Genomic DNA, 17089 nt, shown 5'->3' on the forward strand with positions numbered 1-17089 from the left:
GATCTTCGTTACAGGTAGTTGGCGCGGATCTTCTCAACCACGCCTTCAGCCCTTAACTCATCCAGCGCCTTCTGTAGCTTGCTCACCACCTCGTCCGGCACATCTTTGTTCAACGCCAGAAACAGCTCGGCCTGATTGAAGCGCAACACCGTCTTGAACCCTGAAATGCCTACCTGACGCGCCAGGAATTGCCCTGCCGGAGCACCTGTGGCCCACAGGTCGATTTGCCCGGCCTGCAGCTTTTTGGCGTTGTCCTGATCGCGCAACACAATCACCGGCGCCAACCCCTGCTTCTCAAGGGACAAGGCAATGGCGTCACCTTTGTAAGCACCCACTCTGTACTGGCGAGCCTGCTCAAGCGAGGTCAGGGTAATCGGGCTGTCCCCTCGCGCCAGCAACACCCAGTCATCCGGGCCAAGCGGGCCGACCCACTTGAAGAGCTGTTCACGCTCGGGCACGCGGGCTGCGACAAACACGCCGTATCCGGGGTTTTCGAGGGCAAGGTGGTAGATACGCTCCCAAGGGAAACGCAGGGTCATGCTGTAGGGGATACCGGCACGTTTGAAGGTTTCACGCAGAATATCGACGGCGATGCCTTCAATATTTTCGTTTTGCGCAAAGTTTTTGCCGTTTTTTGCCATGTTGTACGGCGGGAAGTTTTCAGTCAGCAGCACGATCGAAGAATGCGACGCATCAACCGCAGAAGCGGTACTCGCCAGCCACAGGGTGGAACCGGCGAGAACGAGCAAAAAGCGTTTAAACATGACTGGCGACCTAAATCCATGGCGTGCTCAAGAGTGCCGTGGGCACGCCATGCTGTCCAGTAGCCTTTGGGTTTAGCGAACCACGATCCCGCGCTCGGCCATGTATGCCTTGGCCTCTGGCACCGTGTATTCACCAAAGTGGAAAATACTCGCCGCCAGCACCGCACTGGCGTGACCTTCAAGGATGCCGTCGGCCAGATGCTGCAGGTTGCCAACGCCGCCCGAGGCGATCACCGGAATACCCAGCGCATCACTGATGGCACGTGTCACGCCCAGGTCAAAACCGTTTTTCATGCCGTCCTGGTCCATGCTGGTCAGCAGGATCTCGCCAGCGCCCAGGCCTTCCATCTTCATGGCCCATTCGACTGCATCGAGCCCGGTAGGCTTGCGCCCGCCATGGGTGAAGATTTCCCAGCGCGGGGTTTCGCCCGGCTGAGAGACTTTCTTCGCATCAATCGCGACCACAATGCATTGCGAACCAAAATGCTGCGCCGCTTCGCCCACAAACTCCGGGTTGAACACCGCAGCGGTATTGATCGAGACTTTGTCCGCACCGGCATTGAGCAGGTTGCGAATGTCCTGGATGCAGCGCACGCCACCGCCCACGGTCAGCGGAATGAACACCTGGCTGGCCATGCGCTCAACGGTATGCAGCGTGGTGTCGCGGCCATCGACGCTGGCGGTGATGTCGAGAAAGGTAATCTCGTCAGCACCCTGCTCGTCGTAGCGACGGGCGATTTCTACCGGGTCGCCAGCATCGCGAATGTTCTCGAACTTGACGCCCTTTACAACCCGGCCGTTATCCACGTCCAGGCAAGGGATGATGCGTTTGGCCAGCGCCATGGGTCTCTCCTCAGGCCTTGTAGCTGTCGCAGAAGGCTTGCGCCTCAGCCACATCCAGCGTGCCTTCATAGATTGCACGACCCGTAATGGCGCCCACGATGCCCGGAGCCTTGGCATCCATCAGGGCCTTGATATCACCCAGATTGTGAATACCGCCCGAGGCGATGACCGGGATGCTGGTAGCAGCGGCCAATGCAGCGGTGTAGCTGACGTTACAGCCCTGCATCATGCCGTCTTTGGCGATGTCGGTATAAACGATGGCCGACACGCCGTCCGCTTCGAAACGCTTGGCCAGGTCGATGACCTGCACGGTGCTGACTTCAGCCCAGCCGTCGGTGGCCACGAAGCCGTCTTTGGCATCCATGCCGACAATGATCTTGCCCGGGAACGCACGGCACGCCTCGGCCACGAACTCAGGGTTCTTGACTGCCTTGGTGCCCAGAATCACGTAGCTCACGCCTGCCTTGACGTAGTGCTCGATGGTTTCCAGGGAGCGAATGCCGCCGCCGATCTGGATCGGCAACTGCGGGTACAAGCGGGCAATGGCCGTCACCACGTCACCGTTGACCGGCTGGCCTTCGAACGCACCGTTCAGGTCGACCAGGTGCAGACGGCGGCAACCGCCTTCTACCCATTTGGCGGCCATGGCCACCGGGTCATCAGAGAACACCGTGGAATCTTCCATACGGCCCTGACGCAGGCGTACACAAGCACCGTCTTTAAGATCGATAGCGGGAATAATCAGCATGTGGCAAACCTTCAAATTCGGGAGTCTGAGACTCGGAAATCAGTTCTTCTCGAGCGCCCACACGTCGCTTTCGATGCTCTCGAACCTCTCTTTGAGGTGCGTTTGCACATCGAAAATCGCGCGATTGTAGTAATGCGGCGCGATTTCGCGGGTGAACAGCTCAAGGATTTCAGCCGCTTCGAACGAACCCAGGTCCAGCTCGAAGCGGTCTTCCATAAAGCGTTTTATCTTGCTGTTGGCTTCGTTCTCTTGCTCGGGGGTGAGCGTGAGAATCGGCGGCTTTTTGCGAGGCGCCATTACCAGCGACCATCCCAGGCCGCGAAGTTTTCCAGCAGCTGCAAGCCGTGGGTATGGCTTTTTTCCGGGTGGAACTGCACCGCGAAGCGCGAGCCCTCAGCCAGCGCTGCGGCGAAATCGACGCCGTAATGCCCGCCACCGACTACCTGGCGGGGATTGCCCGCCGCAATGTAGTAGCTGTGTACAAAGTAAAAACGCGCCAGGTCGGGGATACCGTGCCACAACGGGTGATCCACTTTTTGTTGCACCTCGTTCCAGCCCATGTGCGGCACCTTGAGGTGCTCGCCGTCTTCGTGCAGGTCCTTGCCGAAGAACTTCACGGCACCCGGGAACAGGCCAATGCAGTCAACGCCGCCGTTCTCTTCACTGCTGTCGAGCAAGGCTTGCATGCCCACGCAAATGCCGAGGAACGGACGATCCTGGCTGACTTCACGCACCAGCGAGTCAAAACCCAGGCGACGGATTTCCGCCATGCAGTCGCGAATTGCGCCCACACCCGGAAATACCACGCGGTCGGCTTCGCGAATCACGCTGGCGTCGCTGGTAATCAGCACTCGACCGGCGCCCACATGCTCCAGCGCCTTGGCCACCGAGTGCAAGTTACCCATGCCGTAATCGATAACCGCCACTGTCTGCATCAGAGCACGCCCTTGGTAGAAGGCATTTGCCCGGCCATGCGCTCATCCAGCGCAACGGCCATGCGCAACGCGCGGCCAAAAGCCTTGAACACCGTTTCGATCTGGTGGTGGGTGTTGGTGCCGCGCAGGTTGTCGATGTGCAGGCTGACGTTGGCGTGGTTCACGAAGCCCTGAAAGAACTCCTGGAACAGGTCAACGTCGAAGCCGCCGACGGTGGCGCGGGTGTAAGGAACATGCATTTGCAGGCCGGGACGACCGGAAAAGTCGATGACCACACGTGACAGCGCTTCATCCAGCGGGACATAAGCGTGACCGTAGCGAGTCATGCCTTTTTTATCGCCGACTGCTTCGCTGAAGGCTTTACCCAGGGTAATGCCAACATCCTCGACGGTATGGTGATCGTCGATATGCAGGTCGCCTTTGCACTCGATGTCCAGGTCGATCAACCCATGTCGGGCGATCTGGTCGAGCATGTGCTCAAGAAAAGGAACGCCGATATCAAATCGGGCCTTACCGGTACCATCCAAGTTGATCGAGGCTTTAATCTGGGTTTCCAGAGTATCGCGCTCGACTGACGCCTTACGTTCGGCCATCACCAGCTCCGCAAAATCATTGGGCGAAAAAGGTGGCCATTATAGGCACGGGTCTGGCAAACAAAAACATTAAGGGTGACGGAGTGACGGCTACTGCCGATTTTGTAGTCGCTGCCGGAGGCTGCGATCGGGCCCGCAGGGCTCGCGCTTGCAAGCTTGCAGGAAGGCCCTTCGGGCCTTATCGCAGCCTTCGGCAGCGACTACAAAGGCGCCGCTGGATCAGTTAAACAACACCGCCGTCTTCTGCACCGTCACCCAAACACCCCACAACAAAGGAATGCCCACGGCCAGCCAGGCCGCGATAACCAATGGCTGGCTACCCGGTGCCGCTTTCCACTCCAGCGAAGTGCTGGCATCCGCACCCTTGTCATGGCCCAGCGCCTGCTCAGCAGCCAGTTCAGCGTCGGTCATGAAGTATTTGTCTGCCACTGGACGCACCAGCAAGTTGCAGATAAAGCCCAGCACCAGCAGCCCTGCGAGGATGTACAGGGTGATGTCATACGCTGCCGCACGCTCAACCCCGATGCTCAACTGATACTCGCGCAGGTAGTTGACCAACACCGGCCCCAGCACGCCCGCGGCCGCCCAGGCCGTCAGCAGGCGTCCGTGGATCGCGCCGACCATTTGCGTGCCGAACAGGTCTGCCAGATACGCCGGTACCGTGGCAAAACCGCCGCCGTACATCGACAAAATGATGCAGAACGCTGCCACAAACAGCGAAACGTTACCCAGATGACCGAGGTTCGGGATCATCGCGTACAGCGCAAACCCCAGTGCGAAGAACACAAAGTAGGTGTTTTTGCGCCCCAGGTAATCCGAGAACGAGGCCCAGAAGAATCGCCCGCCAATGTTGAACAGGCTCAACAAACCGGTGAAGCCCGCCGCAATCGCCGCAATTTGCGCCAACTGCCCAGCATCCAGCTGGCTGAATGTCAGGTCATTGCCCAACAACTTGCCTGCGAATACTTCCTGCAACAATGGCGAAGCCATGCCCAGGATACCGATACCGGCCGAGACGTTCAGGCACAGTACCAGCCACACCAGGGCGAACTGCGGTGTTTTCCAGGCCACGCTGACGTGCACATGGCGCTGGGTGATCATCGCGTTGGCCGCCTTTTTGGCAGGAGCTTTCCAGCCCTCAGGCTTCCAGCCGGTGGGCGGAACGCGGTACGACAAGGCACCGCCGATCATGAACACGAAGTAGATCGCCGCCATTGCCACGAAGCTCTGCCACACGCCCACGCCGTCAGGCCCGGCAAAATGGTTCATCAGCGCTGCCGCCAGGGGAGCGCCCACCATTGCACCGCCCCCAAACCCCATGATCGCCATGCCCGTGGCCATGCCACGCTTGTCCGGAAACCACTTGATCAGCGTCGACACCGGCGAGATATAGCCCAACCCCAGGCCGATACCGCCAATGACCCCCGAACCCAGCCACATCAGCCAGATCTGGTGGGTATAAATCCCCAGCGCGGAAATCAGCAAGCCACCACACCAGCACAGCGCCGACACCACACCGGCCTTGCGCGGCCCGGCATGCTCAAGCCAGCCACCCCATACGGCTGCCGAGCAACCGAGGAAGATGAAAAACAGGGTGTAGATCCAGCCGAGCATCGAAATCGGCCAGTCGCATTGCGACGAAAACACTTGTGCGATAAAACTCATGTCCGGTGCACACGCCACAGGCGCAGTCACGCCCAGGGCTTTGGACAGCGGCAACCAGAACACCGAAAAGCCATAGGCCATGCCGATGCACAAGTGGATGGCCAATGCGGCTGGCGGCACCAGCCAGCGGTTGAAGCCGGGTTTGGCGATGATGCGCTCCTTGGACAGGAACGCAGGCTGTGGAGCAGGACTGCCCGCAGCGATGCTGGTATTCATGGATTTTCCCCCAGGTAATGAAGTGGTTTTCCAGACACGCTCAACCCCCTGACTTTGGCGCCTTGCGGCACACAGTCGCTTTTATCGGATCAAGTTCGAGGCGCGACAATGCGCCGCAGAAATACTGGAAAACAGGCGAAGATTAACATTTGAATGCAGGAAAAGGCCCAACCTGATGTGGTCTTTAGTCACCTACCAGATACGTCACTATCCACCCCCAGTCGGCCGGCGCGTGGCGCTATACTCTGCGGCTGAATTTAAAACTTACTCTCACACAGACTTACAAGGACTCGCCCATGAAAGCGTTCGGCAAAATCCTGGGTCTGGTGCTTCTCGGATTGTTGCTGATCATCGTGGCCCTGGGCTTTGCCCTCAGCCATCTGTTCGATCCCAACGACTATAAAGACGAGATCCGCCAGATAGCCCGTGACAAAGCCCACATTGAGCTAACCCTCAATGGCGACATCGGCTGGAGCCTCTTCCCCTGGCTTGGTCTGGAGCTGCACGACGCCACCGTGGCAACCCTGGCTGCGCCTGCCCAACCTTTCGCCGATCTGCAAATGCTCGGTTTGTCCGTGCGTGTGCTGCCGCTGTTGCGCAAAGAAGTGCAAATGAGCGATGTGCGTGTCGAAGGCCTGAACCTGCGCCTGACCCGCAACAAGGACGGTCACGGTAACTGGCAGGATATCGGCAAGCCAGCAACGACCCCTGAAGCCGCCGCAACCGCCAGCACTGAGCCCGCCCCGGCCAGCAAGCCCGAAAGCGTCAGCCAGCCGCTCAAGCTCGATATCGACAGCCTGACCGTGAACAATGCACGGGTTGAGTACAACGACGAGCAAAGCGGTAAACAATTCAGCGCTGAGAGCATCCAGCTCAGCACCGGCCCGGTTCACGAAGCCACCAGCATCCCGGTCAAACTGACCGCCTTCCTGGGCACCAACCAGCCCGTGATGCGGGTCAAGACCGAAGTCGACGGCAAGTTGCGTTTTGACCGCGTACTCAAGCGCTATCAGTTTGAAGACATGAAAGTCACGGGCGAAGCCTCGGGTGAGCCGCTGCAAGGCAAAACCATGACGTTTGCCGCGCAAGGGCAAATTCTGGTTGATCTGGCGGCGAACGTCGCCGAATGGAGCAGCCTGAAGCTATCCGCCAACCAACTTCGGGCTTTGGGTGAACTCAAGGCCAACAACCTGAGCGACAACCCGCAAATCAGCGGCGGCCTGTCCATCGCCCAGCTTGACCTGGCCAGATTCCTCGACAGCATCGGGCACCCGCTGCCTGCGATGGCTCCCGAAAGCCTGAGCAAAGTCGAACTGGTCAGCCGCCTGTCAGGCACGCCGACCAGCGTGACCTTTGACGAACTCAACCTGAAAGTCGATGACAGCACCTTCACCGGGCTCATCGCCATTGAGGACTTCGCCAAACAGGCCGTTCGCATCCAGCTCAAAGGCGACACGTTCGACGCTGATCGCTACATGCCGCCACCCTCAGCCGAAGCCAATAGCGCCAGTGTCGCCCGCAAGACTGAAGTACAGGGCGGCGAAGCCAACGCACTGGCCGCATCGGGCGATACACCCCTGCCGGACGCGCCGACCAAAAGCGGTTGGAGCACGACCAAAATCATTCCAGTGGCTCGCCTCAAGACCCTGGACCTCAATGCCGACATCAGTTTTGGCCAACTGACCCTCAGCAAACTGCCCATCCAGAATGCCGCGCTCAAGGCCAACAGCAAGGCTGGCGTGCTGACCCTCGAAAACCTGAGCGGCAATCTCTACAAAGGCAGCTTTGCAGCCAACGGCAGCCTGGACGTACAACCGATACTGCCGGTGATCAAACTGCAGACCCGCATCACCAATGTCCCGGTTGAAAAAATCCTGCAGAGCCAGGGTCAAAAACCACCTGTGACCGGCCTGCTGACCCTCAACAGCAACGTCACGGGCAGCGGCAACAGCCAGAGCGCGCTGATTTCGAGCCTCAACGGCACGGCCAACTTTGTGCTCAATGACGGCGTACTGCTCAATGCCAACCTCGAACAGCAATTGTGCAAAGGCATCTCCACCCTGAATCGCAAAACCCTGAGTGGCGCACCGCTAGGCAAAGACACGCCGTTCAAGGAGCTCAAGGGCAGCCTGGTGTTCCGTAACGGCGTAGCCAGCAATCCGGACATGGTCGTGCGCATGCCCGGCCTGAGCGTAAAAGGCGATGGCGACATTGACCTGCGCGTTCTGGGCATGGACTACCGCATCGGCATCATCATCGAAGGCGACACCCGCGCCATGCCGGACCCGGCCTGCCAGGTCGGCAAGAACTTTGTCGGCATCGAGCTGCCATTGCGCTGCCGTGGCCCGCTGGAACTGGGCGCCAAGGCTTGCCGCCTGGATAAAGAAGGCCTGGGCAAGGTCGCGGCCAAAGTGGCGGGTAACAAACTCAGCGAAAAGCTTGAAGAAAAACTCGGTGACAGAGTCAGCCCTGAACTCAAAAACGCCCTCAAGGGGCTGTTCAACCGATGAGAAACGAGCAATTTTCAACGGCGGTACTGGACTGGTATGACCACCACGGCCGCCATGACCTGCCCTGGCAACAGGGCATCACGCCGTATCGGGTGTGGGTCTCGGAAATCATGTTGCAGCAAACCCAGGTCAGCACCGTGCTGAACTACTTCGACCGCTTCATGGCCTCATTGCCAACGGTCCAGGCACTGGCTGCAGCCCCGGAAGACGAAGTGCTGCACCTGTGGACCGGCCTTGGCTATTACACCCGTGCGCGCAACTTGCAAAAGACCGCCAAAATCGTTGTCGCCGAACATGGCGGCGAATTCCCCCGCGACGTTGAAAAGCTGGTTGAACTGCCCGGCATCGGCTTGTCCACCGCCGGAGCGATTGCCAGCCTGAGCATGGGCCTGCGGGCGCCGATCCTCGACGGCAACGTCAAGCGGGTGCTTGCGCGCTATACGGCGCAAGAGGGCTACCCCGGCGAGCCCAAGGTCGCCAAACAGCTGTGGGCCACCGCCGAGCGTTTTACCCCCCACGATCGCGTGAACGCCTACACCCAGGCCATGATGGACATGGGCGCCACACTCTGCACCCGCAGCAAACCGAGTTGCTTGCTGTGCCCGCTCGAAAGCGGCTGCCAAGCGCACTTGCTGGGGCTTGAGACGCGCTACCCGATCCCCAAGCCGCGCAAAACCGTTCCGCTGAAGCGCACCTTGATGCCGATGCTGGCGAACGCCGAAGGGGCGATCCTGCTTTATCGTCGCCCGTCGAGCGGTTTGTGGGGGGGACTTTGGAGCCTGCCCGAACTCGATGACCTTCAAGATATCGAGCATTTGGCACTGCAACACTCACTGACCCTGGGCGCACAGCACCCACTGGCGGGCCTTACCCATACCTTTAGCCATTTTCAACTGGCCATCGAACCCTGGCTGATCCACGTCAAGGAGTCCGACCATCACGTGGCCGAGGCCGACTGGCTCTGGTATAACCTCGCCACCCCGCCGCGCCTGGGCCTTGCTGCCCCGGTCAAGAAGCTGCTCAAACGCGCAGCCGACCTATTGAACGCTGGAGAGTCCTCATGACCCGCACCATCATCTGCCGCAAGTACAAAGAAGAACTGCCTGCCCTTGAGCGCGCTCCGTTTCCGGGCGCCAAAGGCCAGGACATTTTTGATCATGTTTCGGCCAAGGCCTGGGCTGACTGGCAAAAACACCAGACTTTGCTGATCAACGAAAAGCGCTTGAACATGATGAACGCTGAAGATCGAAAATATTTGCAGGGCGAAATGGATAAATTCTTCAGCGGTGAAGAATACGCACAAGCTGAAGGCTACGTTCCGCCGACCGAATAACCCCCGGTTTTACGGGGCTCGGTCCGTAAGCGACGGTAATAATTAAATATTTTTCAAAAAATGTTTGACGGGTTATCGAAAAAGGCTTCTAATGCGCCCCGTTGCCCAGATAGCTCAGTCGGTAGAGCAGGGGATTGAAAATCCCCGTGTCGGCGGTTCGATTCCGTCTCTGGGCACCACATTCAGTTTTGATGTGGTGTTTACATCACTTCAAAACAAAGAAAACCCGCCTGGTGCGGGTTTTTTTTTGGCCGCGATTTAGCTACGCGCCCGGGTTCGTTCACCCATGACTGCGTCTTTGCCTTGACCCCGGTGCCTCATTACTGAGGCTTCCCGGCGGGTCGGATCGAGTCCCATTCGGTCACGTAGGCCACTTTGGACTGTTTGTTGAAGAGGCAAAGCTCAGTACCACGCTGGCCCTTCATGTGTTTCTGCGGGTATTGACCCTGCAGCAGAATCGCAGTGTAGCCCACCCGATCATCAAACTGCGCAGGAGCGCCGATGGGGGTCGCCTTTTTCAGGGTGCTTGCATGGGTACAACGGGCGAGTACGTCCTTGTCGTAGGTCGCCCACGCATCGGAGCTTGAAGCGTGCGCTTGAACGGCAAAAGCGGTCAGACACAGGAAGGTCAGCGAGGTGATTTTCATGATTCGGTGCATTCCACACGTTCGGCTTGTTGTCTGACATGTGAGCGAACCGGGTGAGATAGGTTCCCGGCTGGCCCGGTTTCACATCCGATAATTGGCTCAATCCATGATCCTCGCTTGGTGATCCCCAAAACCTGAGGTTCAATACCCCCTTAGCCCGTAAAGGACACACGTTCATGGCAACGCCAAAGAAACAGCAAAAGCACGCGCAGCGGGCCAAGACCAAAGCCAAGCAGAACCGCATCGGCAAGCCGGGCAAAGCTTCGGCTGGCACACTGATCGACAATCCGTTCGATGACGTAAAAATCGACCTCAGCACGTTCAACTTCCAGGACATCCTCGACAACGGCTTTGACCCCGCCGATTACGACGACTTGTTCCAGGCCATGAAAGCCGCCGAGGCCACCAGCCTGCAAACGATGTGCACCGTGTTCCTGCAATACCCGGTACTGGAACTGGTGATCTCGGAAGAGGAAGAAGAACCTGCCACTGACTTCCTGATGGGCCTGTTGATCGAGTACCGCATTGCCGTCTATGGCGATGACGAAGACAGCGCCGTGGCCTGGATCGAAACGCCAGCATTCCAGAAAGCCTACGTCGAAGCCTCGCGCCTGCTGACCGAGCGCAACGCCCGGAGCGCGCACTGACAGCAGCCCTGCTCGAACCTGTCAGCCGGGCGTTTACCGAGCCTGCTGCTGACGGTTACCTGCTGGGCGGTTTCGAGTGGCGCCAACCCACACCAGACACCTCACGCGCAGTGGTGATCATCAACGCCGCCACCTCGGTGCGCTGCCTGTACTACTCGCGGTTTGCCCACTACCTGTTCAGCCACGGCCTGGACGTGATGCTGTTCGACTATCGCGGCATTGGCGCCTCGCGCAGCGGATCGTTGCGCGGTTTTGAAGCCACGTGGTCGGACTGGGGCGCGCTGGACGCTGAAGCCCTCCTCAAGCGTGCACAGCGCGAATACCCCGGCCAGCCGATCGATGTTGTCGGCCACAGCTTTGGCGGCTGTGCAGCGGGCCTGATGGCTTCTGGGCAGGCTATTCGCCATCTGGTGACCGTGGGCGCGCAATTTGCTCACTGGCGCGACTACGCGCCGGCACAGCGCTGGCAGATGCTCGCCAAGTGGCACGGAGTCATGCCATTGCTGACCCGCGTGTGCGGTTATTTCCCTGGCAAGCGCCTGGGCTGGCTCGAAGACACCCCGTCGGGCGTGGTCAAGGACTGGAGCGCCTTGAGCACACGCTACGAAAACCTTCCCAGCGCGCGCAACTTCGCAGCCCTGCCTTTTGGCTCCGTTACTGCCAAAACCCTCGCCATCAGCCTGAGTGACGATCCCTTCGGCACCGTAGCCGCCATCGAGCGCTTGCTGGGTTACTTCAGCGCCAGCTCGCGTACGCATCTGCGCATCCAGCCGCAAGACATCGGCGAAACAGCCATCGGCCATTTCGCGTTTTTTCACAGCCGCTTTCAAAGCAGCTTATGGCCGATTGCCTTGCAGTGGTTGCAACGAGGGGAATTGGCGACGGATGTGCCGGGAAAGGTGATCAGTAACACCCCCTGAAAGACCGCACTGCCTGTATCGCGAGCAAGCCCACAATCTGCCTGTCCGATACAGTCGGTGATTTCAGACAATCAACGCGCAGCACAGCCTTCAGGCTTGAACACACGCTCGCTGGACGGCGGATTGTTTGCCAGCTTGTTGGCCGGCCTGCGCGGACGCACCATCAACTCCCCGCCGCAATTGGGGCAAAGCCCTCCCAAATGCTGCTCCGTGCACGTTGCACAAAAGGTGCACTCGAATGAGCAAATCCGCGCTTGTGCCGAATCAGGAGGCAGGTCGCAATCACAGCATTCGCAACTGGGGCGTAATTCGAGCATGAGCACCTCACATAGGACCGGTAGTTTTCATCGTTATATTTAAGACGCTTCACGCAAAAAACCAACTGCTAATACAAAATGGCAGTGACATTCTCATTGACCCCTCCGGTCAATGTGCGGCACGGGCCGAGTATGGCAAGCAACTCCTGCCAACGCTGGCCAAGGCCCTGACGGCTGAATTCGGGAAAGGCTTTGATGCTTCAAATTTGCGATATATGCGCTTGTTCTATCAGGCCTTTCCAAACTGTGACGCACTGCGTCACGAATTGAGCTGGACCCATTTCCGCGCCCTGTAGCGGCAAATTAATTGCACTTTTTTGATGCCATGAGCTCCTACAATCTTGAGCGTCGACTTCTCGCGCACACAGGGAGCCCTCTTACAAGGCATGCCACAAGACCAAACTTTATCAGCGGTATCGCCCGCTTTGAACGAGCTGCGTTCTGGCACTCAAACACTTCATGTCGCCCTTGAAAAACGCCTGCCGTTCTTCTGCGACACCCTCGACCTCGAACGCTATAAGCGCCTGTTGAGCGCCTACTACGGGTTCTATCACGAGCTGGAAGATCGGCTGCAACACAGCCCTTTGATGACACCCGGTTTTGACCTGCATGCACGGCTCAAGACGCCCGCATTGCATCGGGACCTGCAGGCTCTGGGGGTCAACACCCAGTCGCTCGCGCTGTGCGACACCCTCCCCGTACTCTCCAGCCCGGCCAGCGTTCTGGGTGTGCTGTATGTGCTCGAAGGCGCAACCCTGGGCGGTAATGTGCTGCGCAAACAGATGTCGGAACGCCTGGGACTTGATGCACACAACGGCTGCGCTTTTCTTTACGTTTACGGCGAAGCAACAGGACGGCAATGGAAGGCATTCATGGATTTTCTGGGCAGCGTACCCCTCGACGCTCAAGCGCGAGGCGAAGCCGTACAGGCCGCCTGCTCTACGTTTAGCTGCTTCGAGCAATGGCTCGAACGACAGGAGGTTTTGTTATGAATCCACAGGACCCTCAAGCCTTTGAACGCTTGCTGGCCAATTGTGCTGATGAACCCATCCGCTTTCCCGGGGCCATTCAACCCCACGGCCTGTTGGTGACACTGTCGCAGCCCGACCTGCGCATTCAACAAGTCAGTCGCAATGTGCAGACCATGTTTGGCCACAGTGCCGAATCGCTGCTGGGGCTGCCACTGGCCGCTCTTACCGGCCCTGAAGCGGCTGACGCGGTACAGCAGGCTGGCGCCCATGACACGCTGACCGATGCGCCGCCTTTGGCCTTGAGCCTGCTGGGGCGCGAATACGAAGGCCTGCTGCACCGCGACCAGGGCATTCTGGTGCTGGAGCTTGAGCTCAAGCCCGATGCATCAGAAATCCACAGCACGATGAACAAAGTGCGCAACCTGAGCCGCATGCTGCAACGCCTGCAATCCGCCAAAACTCTCCCCGCGCTGTATGAAATTTGCGTTCGCGAGATTCAGGCGCTGACGGGCTACGATCGGGTGCTGATCTATCGCTTCCAGGATGAAGGCCACGGCCAGGTCATTGCCGAAGCATCCTCTCCCGCGATGGAGTTGTTCAATGGCATGTTTTTCCCGGCCTCCGACATCCCGGAGCAAGCCCGTGAGCTTTACCGCACTCACTGGCTGCGCATCATTCCCAATGCCGACTACCAGCCAGTACCGCTGATTCCCGAACTGCGCCCCGACACCGGCGAGGCGCTGGACCTGAGTGGAGCCGTATTGCGCAGCGTTTCACCGATTCACTGCCAGTACATGAAAAACATGGGCGTGCTGTCATCCATGAGCATTTCGTTGATGGACGGCGACCGCCTGTGGGGCCTGATCAGTTGCGGGCACCGCCAGAGACTGCATGTGCCCCATGAACTGCGCATGGCCTGCCAAACCATCGGCCAGGTACTGTCCCTGCAAATCAGCGCCCTGCAGACGCTGGAGATCAGCCGCCAACGCGAAGCCAAAATGGATGCCCTGGTGCGCCTGAACAGGGCAATGGTGCAAAGCACCGAAGCCGTGTTTGATGGCCTGGCGCACATGCCTGAAGCATTGATGGCACTGACCGGTGCCAGCGGCGTGGCCATTCTGGAAGACAAGGTGCTGCACCGTTATGGCCTGTGCCCGTCTTCAGAAGATATTCGCGGGCTGTACCAATGGTTCAAGGACAGTGGCCAGCCAGTCTTGTCCAGCCACAACCTCAGCGCACTCCATGCCCCGGCAGCGCAGTACAAGGACATTGCCAGCGGCTTGCTGGCCATGACCCTGCCCAAGCCTGTGGACAACGCCGTGTTGTGGTTTCGAAGTGAAGTCAAAGAAAGCATCAAGTGGAGCGGCGACCCCAACAAGCCGCTTAACCTTGAAGCGGGCAGCAATGGCCTGCGCTTGAGCCCGCGCACCTCTTTCGAAATCTGGAAGGTCGAGATGGACGGCATCTCTGCACAATGGAGCCACGGCGATCTGTTTGCCGCCAATGACCTGCGCCGCTCGGCCCTGGAAAACGACCTGTCGCGCCAGGTGCTGCGAGAGCAACAGGCTGTACGGGCACGGGACGAACTGGTGGCAGTGGTGTCCCACGACCTGCGCAACCCCATGACCATCATTTCAATGCTCTGCGGCATGATGCAAAAGGCCTTCAGCAGCGAGGGCCCGCACACCTCGCGGCGTATCACGTCGGCCATCGACACCATGCAACAGGCCAGCAGCCGCATGAGCGTGCTGCTTGATGACCTGCTGGACACTTCGAAAATCGAGGCCGGGCGCTACACCATCAGCCCGCAACCGCTGGATGTAACCCAGATTTTTGAAGAGGCACTGGCGCTGGACAAAGCGGTGGAGCTGACCTTTCACGCCGAACCCGACCTGAAAATCAATGCCGACCCGGAGCGTCTGTTTCAGGTCTTGTCCAACCTGATCGGCAATGCGATCAAGTTCACCCCGGCGCAAGGCAAAATCGGTGTGGTGGCCATGTCCAACGGCGACGATATCGTCTTCAGCGTGCGGGACTCGGGCAAAGGTATTGCCCCCGAGCAGTTGCCGCACATCTTCGATCGATACTGGACAGCAAAAGAAGGCAACGCGCTGGGCACAGGGTTGGGGCTGTACATTTCCCAGGGCATTATCAAGGCCCATGGCGGCCAGCTAGTAGCGCAAAGCACGCCGGGAGAAGGCAGCGAATTTCGCTTTACCGTGTCAAGAATGCTCTGACAGGACTCAGCCATTTCAACGCCCATAAAAAAACCGCCATCCCGAAGGATGGCGGTTTTTTTGGTGACTCAACCGCAAGAACCGTCCTGGCCTCAGTTGAGTACCGTTGCCCCCAACTTCTCAATGCGACGACGTGCCACCAGCAGGCCCGCCGACACCACCAGAATGCTCAGCAAACCGGTAGCCATGATTTCAACGCGATGGGCTTCCTGGAACAACATGATCGTCAGAATAGCCACGATGAAGACGATCACCGCGTAGGTCAGCCCCGGGAACAGCCACATCTTGAAAGAGATGTTCTCGCCCAGAGCCGTACGCTTTTGGCGCATGCGCAGTTGCGACACGGCAATCACCAGGTACACCAACAGCGCAATGGCGCCAGAGCTGGCCAGCAGGAACTCGAACACCGCAGCCGGAGCCACGTAGTTGGCGAATACCGCTACAAAAGCTGCGCCGGTGGACATCATCACCGCCCAGTAAGGCGTGCCCGCAGCATTGGTGCGCTTGGCCGCAGCCGGTGCGTCACCGCGCTTGCTCAGGGAGTACAGCATCCGCGAGGAGGTGTAGAGCGCCGAGTTCAGACAGCTGGTTACCGCGATCAATACCACGATATCAACGATCAGCTTGGCATTCGGGATACCCATGCGATCAAGTACGGTCTGGTAGGAGCCCAACTGTGCCAGCGCCGGGTCGTTCCACGGCACCAGGGCCACAACGATGAAGATCGATACGAGGTAGAACAAGCCAATGCGCCAGATCACCGAGTTGGTGGCCTTGGTGATTTGCTTGCTTGGATCCTTGGACTCCGCCGCCGCGATGGTGACGATTTCAGTCCCCATGAACGAGAACATGGTGGTCAACATGGCAGCCAGTACGGCGCCCATGCCGTTGGGCATAAAGCCGATGGTATCGGACAGATGCGCGACACCGCTGACCTGACTGGTAGGCAGGAAGCCGAAAATCGCCAGTAGACCCAAGATAATGAAGCCAATGATCGCCAGCACTTTGACCAGGGCAAACCAGAACTCGAACTCACCGTAGTTCTTGACGCTGAACAAGTTGGTGACCGTCAGCAACAGGGTAATGACCAGGGTAAATACCCAGATCGCCGTGTCAGGGAACCATGCATGCAAGATGGTACCGGCGGCGACGGCTTCCAGCGGGATAACCAGTACCCAGAACCACCAGTACAGCCAGCCGATGGTGAAACCGGCCCAATGCCCGATGGCACGGTCGGCGTAAGTGGAGAACGAACCGGTGTCAGGGGATGCAACGGCCATTTCGGCCAGCATGCGCATGACCAGTACCACCAGGGTGCCTGCTGCGGCATAAGCGAGCAGCACAGCTGGACCTGCTTGGGCAATCGCGTGTCCAGAGCCGACAAACAAACCGGCACCGATGACTCCGGCAATCGACAGCATGGTCACATGCCGTGGCTTAAGCCCTTGTTCCAGACCATTAGAGGATTGCGTATTGCTCATTGGGACTACCTTTCATTGAAGCCATTCCGAGCACCCGCGTTGACTTTCGTAAAAAGTAACCAACGGGGCGTTTAGAATCTTTGACGCAATAACTGAGCCAGAATGTGACAAATGCACGGTTTCCGCGGGCTGCAACGATTTGCAACACACACTGCAACCCATTGAGCGTAATGGCTTTTCGCCCATTTGTTACCGTAACACTCAGTTCCAGGGCTATCGGCGCACCAAAAATACCCAAAATTGCCCATATGGCTCAAAAGCA

General features: G+C 58.7%; 17 protein-coding genes, 1 tRNA gene and 1 pseudogene. 9 read left to right on the forward strand and 10 right to left on the reverse strand.

Annotated elements, in window-relative coordinates; genetic code table 11:
* Positions 1-8: 8 nt before the first annotated feature.
* The 7 genes from VSQ83_RS22655 to VSQ83_RS22685 all read right to left on the reverse strand — a co-directional run bounded on the left by VSQ83_RS22655 (position 9) and on the right by VSQ83_RS22685 (position 5764).
* Positions 9-764 carry a substrate-binding periplasmic protein gene (locus VSQ83_RS22655; protein ID WP_219262551.1) on the reverse strand — a complete coding sequence of 252 codons (756 nt, stop codon included), beginning with the start codon at positions 762-764 and terminating at the stop codon, positions 9-11.
* A gap of 72 nt (positions 765-836) precedes the next feature.
* Complete coding sequence (gene hisF, locus VSQ83_RS22660) at positions 837-1607, reverse strand: imidazole glycerol phosphate synthase subunit HisF (RefSeq protein WP_048400703.1); 771 nt, start codon at positions 1605-1607, stop codon at positions 837-839.
* A 10-nt stretch (positions 1608-1617) separates the two neighbouring features.
* Positions 1618-2355, reverse strand: coding sequence for a 1-(5-phosphoribosyl)-5-[(5-phosphoribosylamino)methylideneamino]imidazole-4-carboxamide isomerase (gene hisA / locus VSQ83_RS22665; RefSeq protein ID WP_133079119.1), 738 nt, complete (start codon positions 2353-2355; stop codon positions 1618-1620).
* Positions 2356-2394: 39 nt separating this feature from the next.
* A complete protein-coding gene (locus tag VSQ83_RS22670) occupies positions 2395-2652 on the reverse strand; it encodes a DUF2164 domain-containing protein (RefSeq protein ID WP_219262553.1) in 258 nt (85 codons plus the stop codon).
* Entirely contained in the window at positions 2652-3290 is a 639-nt protein-coding gene (gene hisH / locus VSQ83_RS22675) for an imidazole glycerol phosphate synthase subunit HisH (RefSeq protein WP_016783109.1), read from the reverse strand. The genes VSQ83_RS22670 and hisH overlap by 1 nt, the downstream gene beginning before the upstream one ends.
* Entirely contained in the window at positions 3290-3883 is a 594-nt protein-coding gene (gene hisB / locus VSQ83_RS22680) for an imidazoleglycerol-phosphate dehydratase HisB (protein WP_016783108.1), read from the reverse strand. The genes hisH and hisB overlap by 1 nt, the downstream gene beginning before the upstream one ends.
* A gap of 219 nt (positions 3884-4102) precedes the next feature.
* A complete protein-coding gene (locus VSQ83_RS22685) occupies positions 4103-5764 on the reverse strand; it encodes an OFA family MFS transporter (protein WP_326427571.1) in 1662 nt (553 codons plus the stop codon).
* A 296-nt stretch (positions 5765-6060) separates the two neighbouring features.
* Here VSQ83_RS22685 and VSQ83_RS22690 point away from each other — a divergent pair, with 296 nt between their 5' ends.
* From VSQ83_RS22690 to VSQ83_RS22705, 4 genes are all read left to right on the forward strand, one after another.
* Positions 6061-8274 (forward strand): AsmA family protein, encoded by a 2214-nt coding sequence (locus VSQ83_RS22690; RefSeq protein ID WP_326427573.1) that lies wholly within the window; start codon positions 6061-6063, stop codon positions 8272-8274.
* Positions 8271-9338: an A/G-specific adenine glycosylase gene (mutY, locus tag VSQ83_RS22695; protein WP_133079115.1), complete on the forward strand. Its 1068-nt coding sequence runs from the start codon at positions 8271-8273 to the stop codon at positions 9336-9338. Before VSQ83_RS22690 ends, mutY begins: the two co-directional genes overlap by 4 nt.
* Positions 9335-9607, forward strand: a complete 273-nt coding sequence (locus tag VSQ83_RS22700) for an oxidative damage protection protein (RefSeq protein ID WP_003438557.1) — start codon at positions 9335-9337, stop codon at positions 9605-9607. Before mutY ends, VSQ83_RS22700 begins: the two co-directional genes overlap by 4 nt.
* A gap of 103 nt (positions 9608-9710) precedes the next feature.
* A tRNA-Phe gene (locus VSQ83_RS22705) sits at positions 9711-9786 on the forward strand.
* Between the two features lie 141 nt (positions 9787-9927).
* On the opposite strand, the gene VSQ83_RS22710 is transcribed toward VSQ83_RS22705, so the two are convergent.
* Positions 9928-10254, reverse strand: a complete 327-nt coding sequence (locus VSQ83_RS22710) for a hypothetical protein (protein ID WP_133079114.1) — start codon at positions 10252-10254, stop codon at positions 9928-9930.
* Positions 10255-10430: 176 nt separating this feature from the next.
* Here VSQ83_RS22710 and VSQ83_RS22715 point away from each other — a divergent pair, with 176 nt between their 5' ends.
* The gene (locus tag VSQ83_RS22715; RefSeq protein ID WP_133079113.1) at positions 10431-10901 is read left to right on the forward strand and encodes a hypothetical protein; all 471 of its coding nucleotides are present in this window, start codon (positions 10431-10433) and stop codon (positions 10899-10901) included.
* Between the two features lie 59 nt (positions 10902-10960).
* On the forward strand, positions 10961-11821 hold the full coding sequence (locus VSQ83_RS22720; protein ID WP_326427744.1) for an alpha/beta hydrolase family protein: 861 nt from the start codon (positions 10961-10963) through the stop codon (positions 11819-11821).
* Between the two features lie 71 nt (positions 11822-11892).
* Here VSQ83_RS22720 and VSQ83_RS22725 read toward each other — a convergent pair whose 3' ends face one another.
* Positions 11893-12138 carry a DUF1272 domain-containing protein gene (locus VSQ83_RS22725; protein WP_133079111.1) on the reverse strand — a complete coding sequence of 82 codons (246 nt, stop codon included), beginning with the start codon at positions 12136-12138 and terminating at the stop codon, positions 11893-11895.
* A gap of 116 nt (positions 12139-12254) precedes the next feature.
* Between VSQ83_RS22725 and VSQ83_RS22730 the strand changes: the two are divergent.
* The 3 genes and pseudogenes from VSQ83_RS22730 to VSQ83_RS22740 all read left to right on the forward strand — a co-directional run.
* A pseudogene (locus VSQ83_RS22730) lies at positions 12255-12431 on the forward strand (DUF1016 N-terminal domain-containing protein); the annotation flags it as partial.
* Between the two features lie 93 nt (positions 12432-12524).
* The gene (locus VSQ83_RS22735) at positions 12525-13130 is read left to right on the forward strand and encodes a biliverdin-producing heme oxygenase (RefSeq protein ID WP_219262602.1); all 606 of its coding nucleotides are present in this window, start codon (positions 12525-12527) and stop codon (positions 13128-13130) included.
* Positions 13127-15346, forward strand: a complete 2220-nt coding sequence (locus tag VSQ83_RS22740) for an ATP-binding protein (protein WP_326427574.1) — start codon at positions 13127-13129, stop codon at positions 15344-15346. The genes VSQ83_RS22735 and VSQ83_RS22740 overlap by 4 nt, the downstream gene beginning before the upstream one ends.
* A 92-nt stretch (positions 15347-15438) precedes the next feature.
* Here the strand turns inward: VSQ83_RS22740 and gabP are convergent, their stop codons facing one another.
* Positions 15439-16827, reverse strand: a complete 1389-nt coding sequence (gene gabP / locus VSQ83_RS22745) for a GABA permease (protein ID WP_326427576.1) — start codon at positions 16825-16827, stop codon at positions 15439-15441.
* Between the last annotated feature and the right edge of the window lie 262 nt (positions 16828-17089).

The sequence above is a fragment of the Pseudomonas sp. DSV-1 genome, from assembly GCF_035830915.1.
Classification (GTDB): domain Bacteria; phylum Pseudomonadota; class Gammaproteobacteria; order Pseudomonadales; family Pseudomonadaceae; genus Aquipseudomonas.

What these genes read in the sequence shown, in the direction of transcription:
- mutY (WP_133079115.1), top strand. Translation starts at nt 8,271, where the DNA reads ATGAGAAACGAGCAATTTTCAACGGCGGTACTGGACTGGTATGACCAC.
- VSQ83_RS22725 (WP_133079111.1), bottom strand. Translation starts at nt 12,138, where the DNA reads ATGCTCGAATTACGCCCCAGTTGCGAATGCTGTGATTGCGACCTGCCT.
- hisA (WP_133079119.1), bottom strand. Translation starts at nt 2,355, where the DNA reads ATGCTGATTATTCCCGCTATCGATCTTAAAGACGGTGCTTGTGTACGC.
- hisF (WP_048400703.1), bottom strand. Translation starts at nt 1,607, where the DNA reads ATGGCGCTGGCCAAACGCATCATCCCTTGCCTGGACGTGGATAACGGC.
- VSQ83_RS22685 (WP_326427571.1), bottom strand. Translation starts at nt 5,764, where the DNA reads ATGAATACCAGCATCGCTGCGGGCAGTCCTGCTCCACAGCCTGCGTTC.
- VSQ83_RS22710 (WP_133079114.1), bottom strand. Translation starts at nt 10,254, where the DNA reads ATGAAAATCACCTCGCTGACCTTCCTGTGTCTGACCGCTTTTGCCGTT.
- VSQ83_RS22740 (WP_326427574.1), top strand. Translation starts at nt 13,127, where the DNA reads ATGAATCCACAGGACCCTCAAGCCTTTGAACGCTTGCTGGCCAATTGT.
- hisB (WP_016783108.1), bottom strand. Translation starts at nt 3,883, where the DNA reads ATGGCCGAACGTAAGGCGTCAGTCGAGCGCGATACTCTGGAAACCCAG.
- VSQ83_RS22670 (WP_219262553.1), bottom strand. Translation starts at nt 2,652, where the DNA reads ATGGCGCCTCGCAAAAAGCCGCCGATTCTCACGCTCACCCCCGAGCAA.
- VSQ83_RS22690 (WP_326427573.1), top strand. Translation starts at nt 6,061, where the DNA reads ATGAAAGCGTTCGGCAAAATCCTGGGTCTGGTGCTTCTCGGATTGTTG.
- hisH (WP_016783109.1), bottom strand. Translation starts at nt 3,290, where the DNA reads ATGCAGACAGTGGCGGTTATCGATTACGGCATGGGTAACTTGCACTCG.
- VSQ83_RS22700 (WP_003438557.1), top strand. Translation starts at nt 9,335, where the DNA reads ATGACCCGCACCATCATCTGCCGCAAGTACAAAGAAGAACTGCCTGCC.
- VSQ83_RS22655 (WP_219262551.1), bottom strand. Translation starts at nt 764, where the DNA reads ATGTTTAAACGCTTTTTGCTCGTTCTCGCCGGTTCCACCCTGTGGCTG.
- VSQ83_RS22735 (WP_219262602.1), top strand. Translation starts at nt 12,525, where the DNA reads ATGCCACAAGACCAAACTTTATCAGCGGTATCGCCCGCTTTGAACGAG.
- VSQ83_RS22715 (WP_133079113.1), top strand. Translation starts at nt 10,431, where the DNA reads ATGGCAACGCCAAAGAAACAGCAAAAGCACGCGCAGCGGGCCAAGACC.
- gabP (WP_326427576.1), bottom strand. Translation starts at nt 16,827, where the DNA reads ATGAGCAATACGCAATCCTCTAATGGTCTGGAACAAGGGCTTAAGCCA.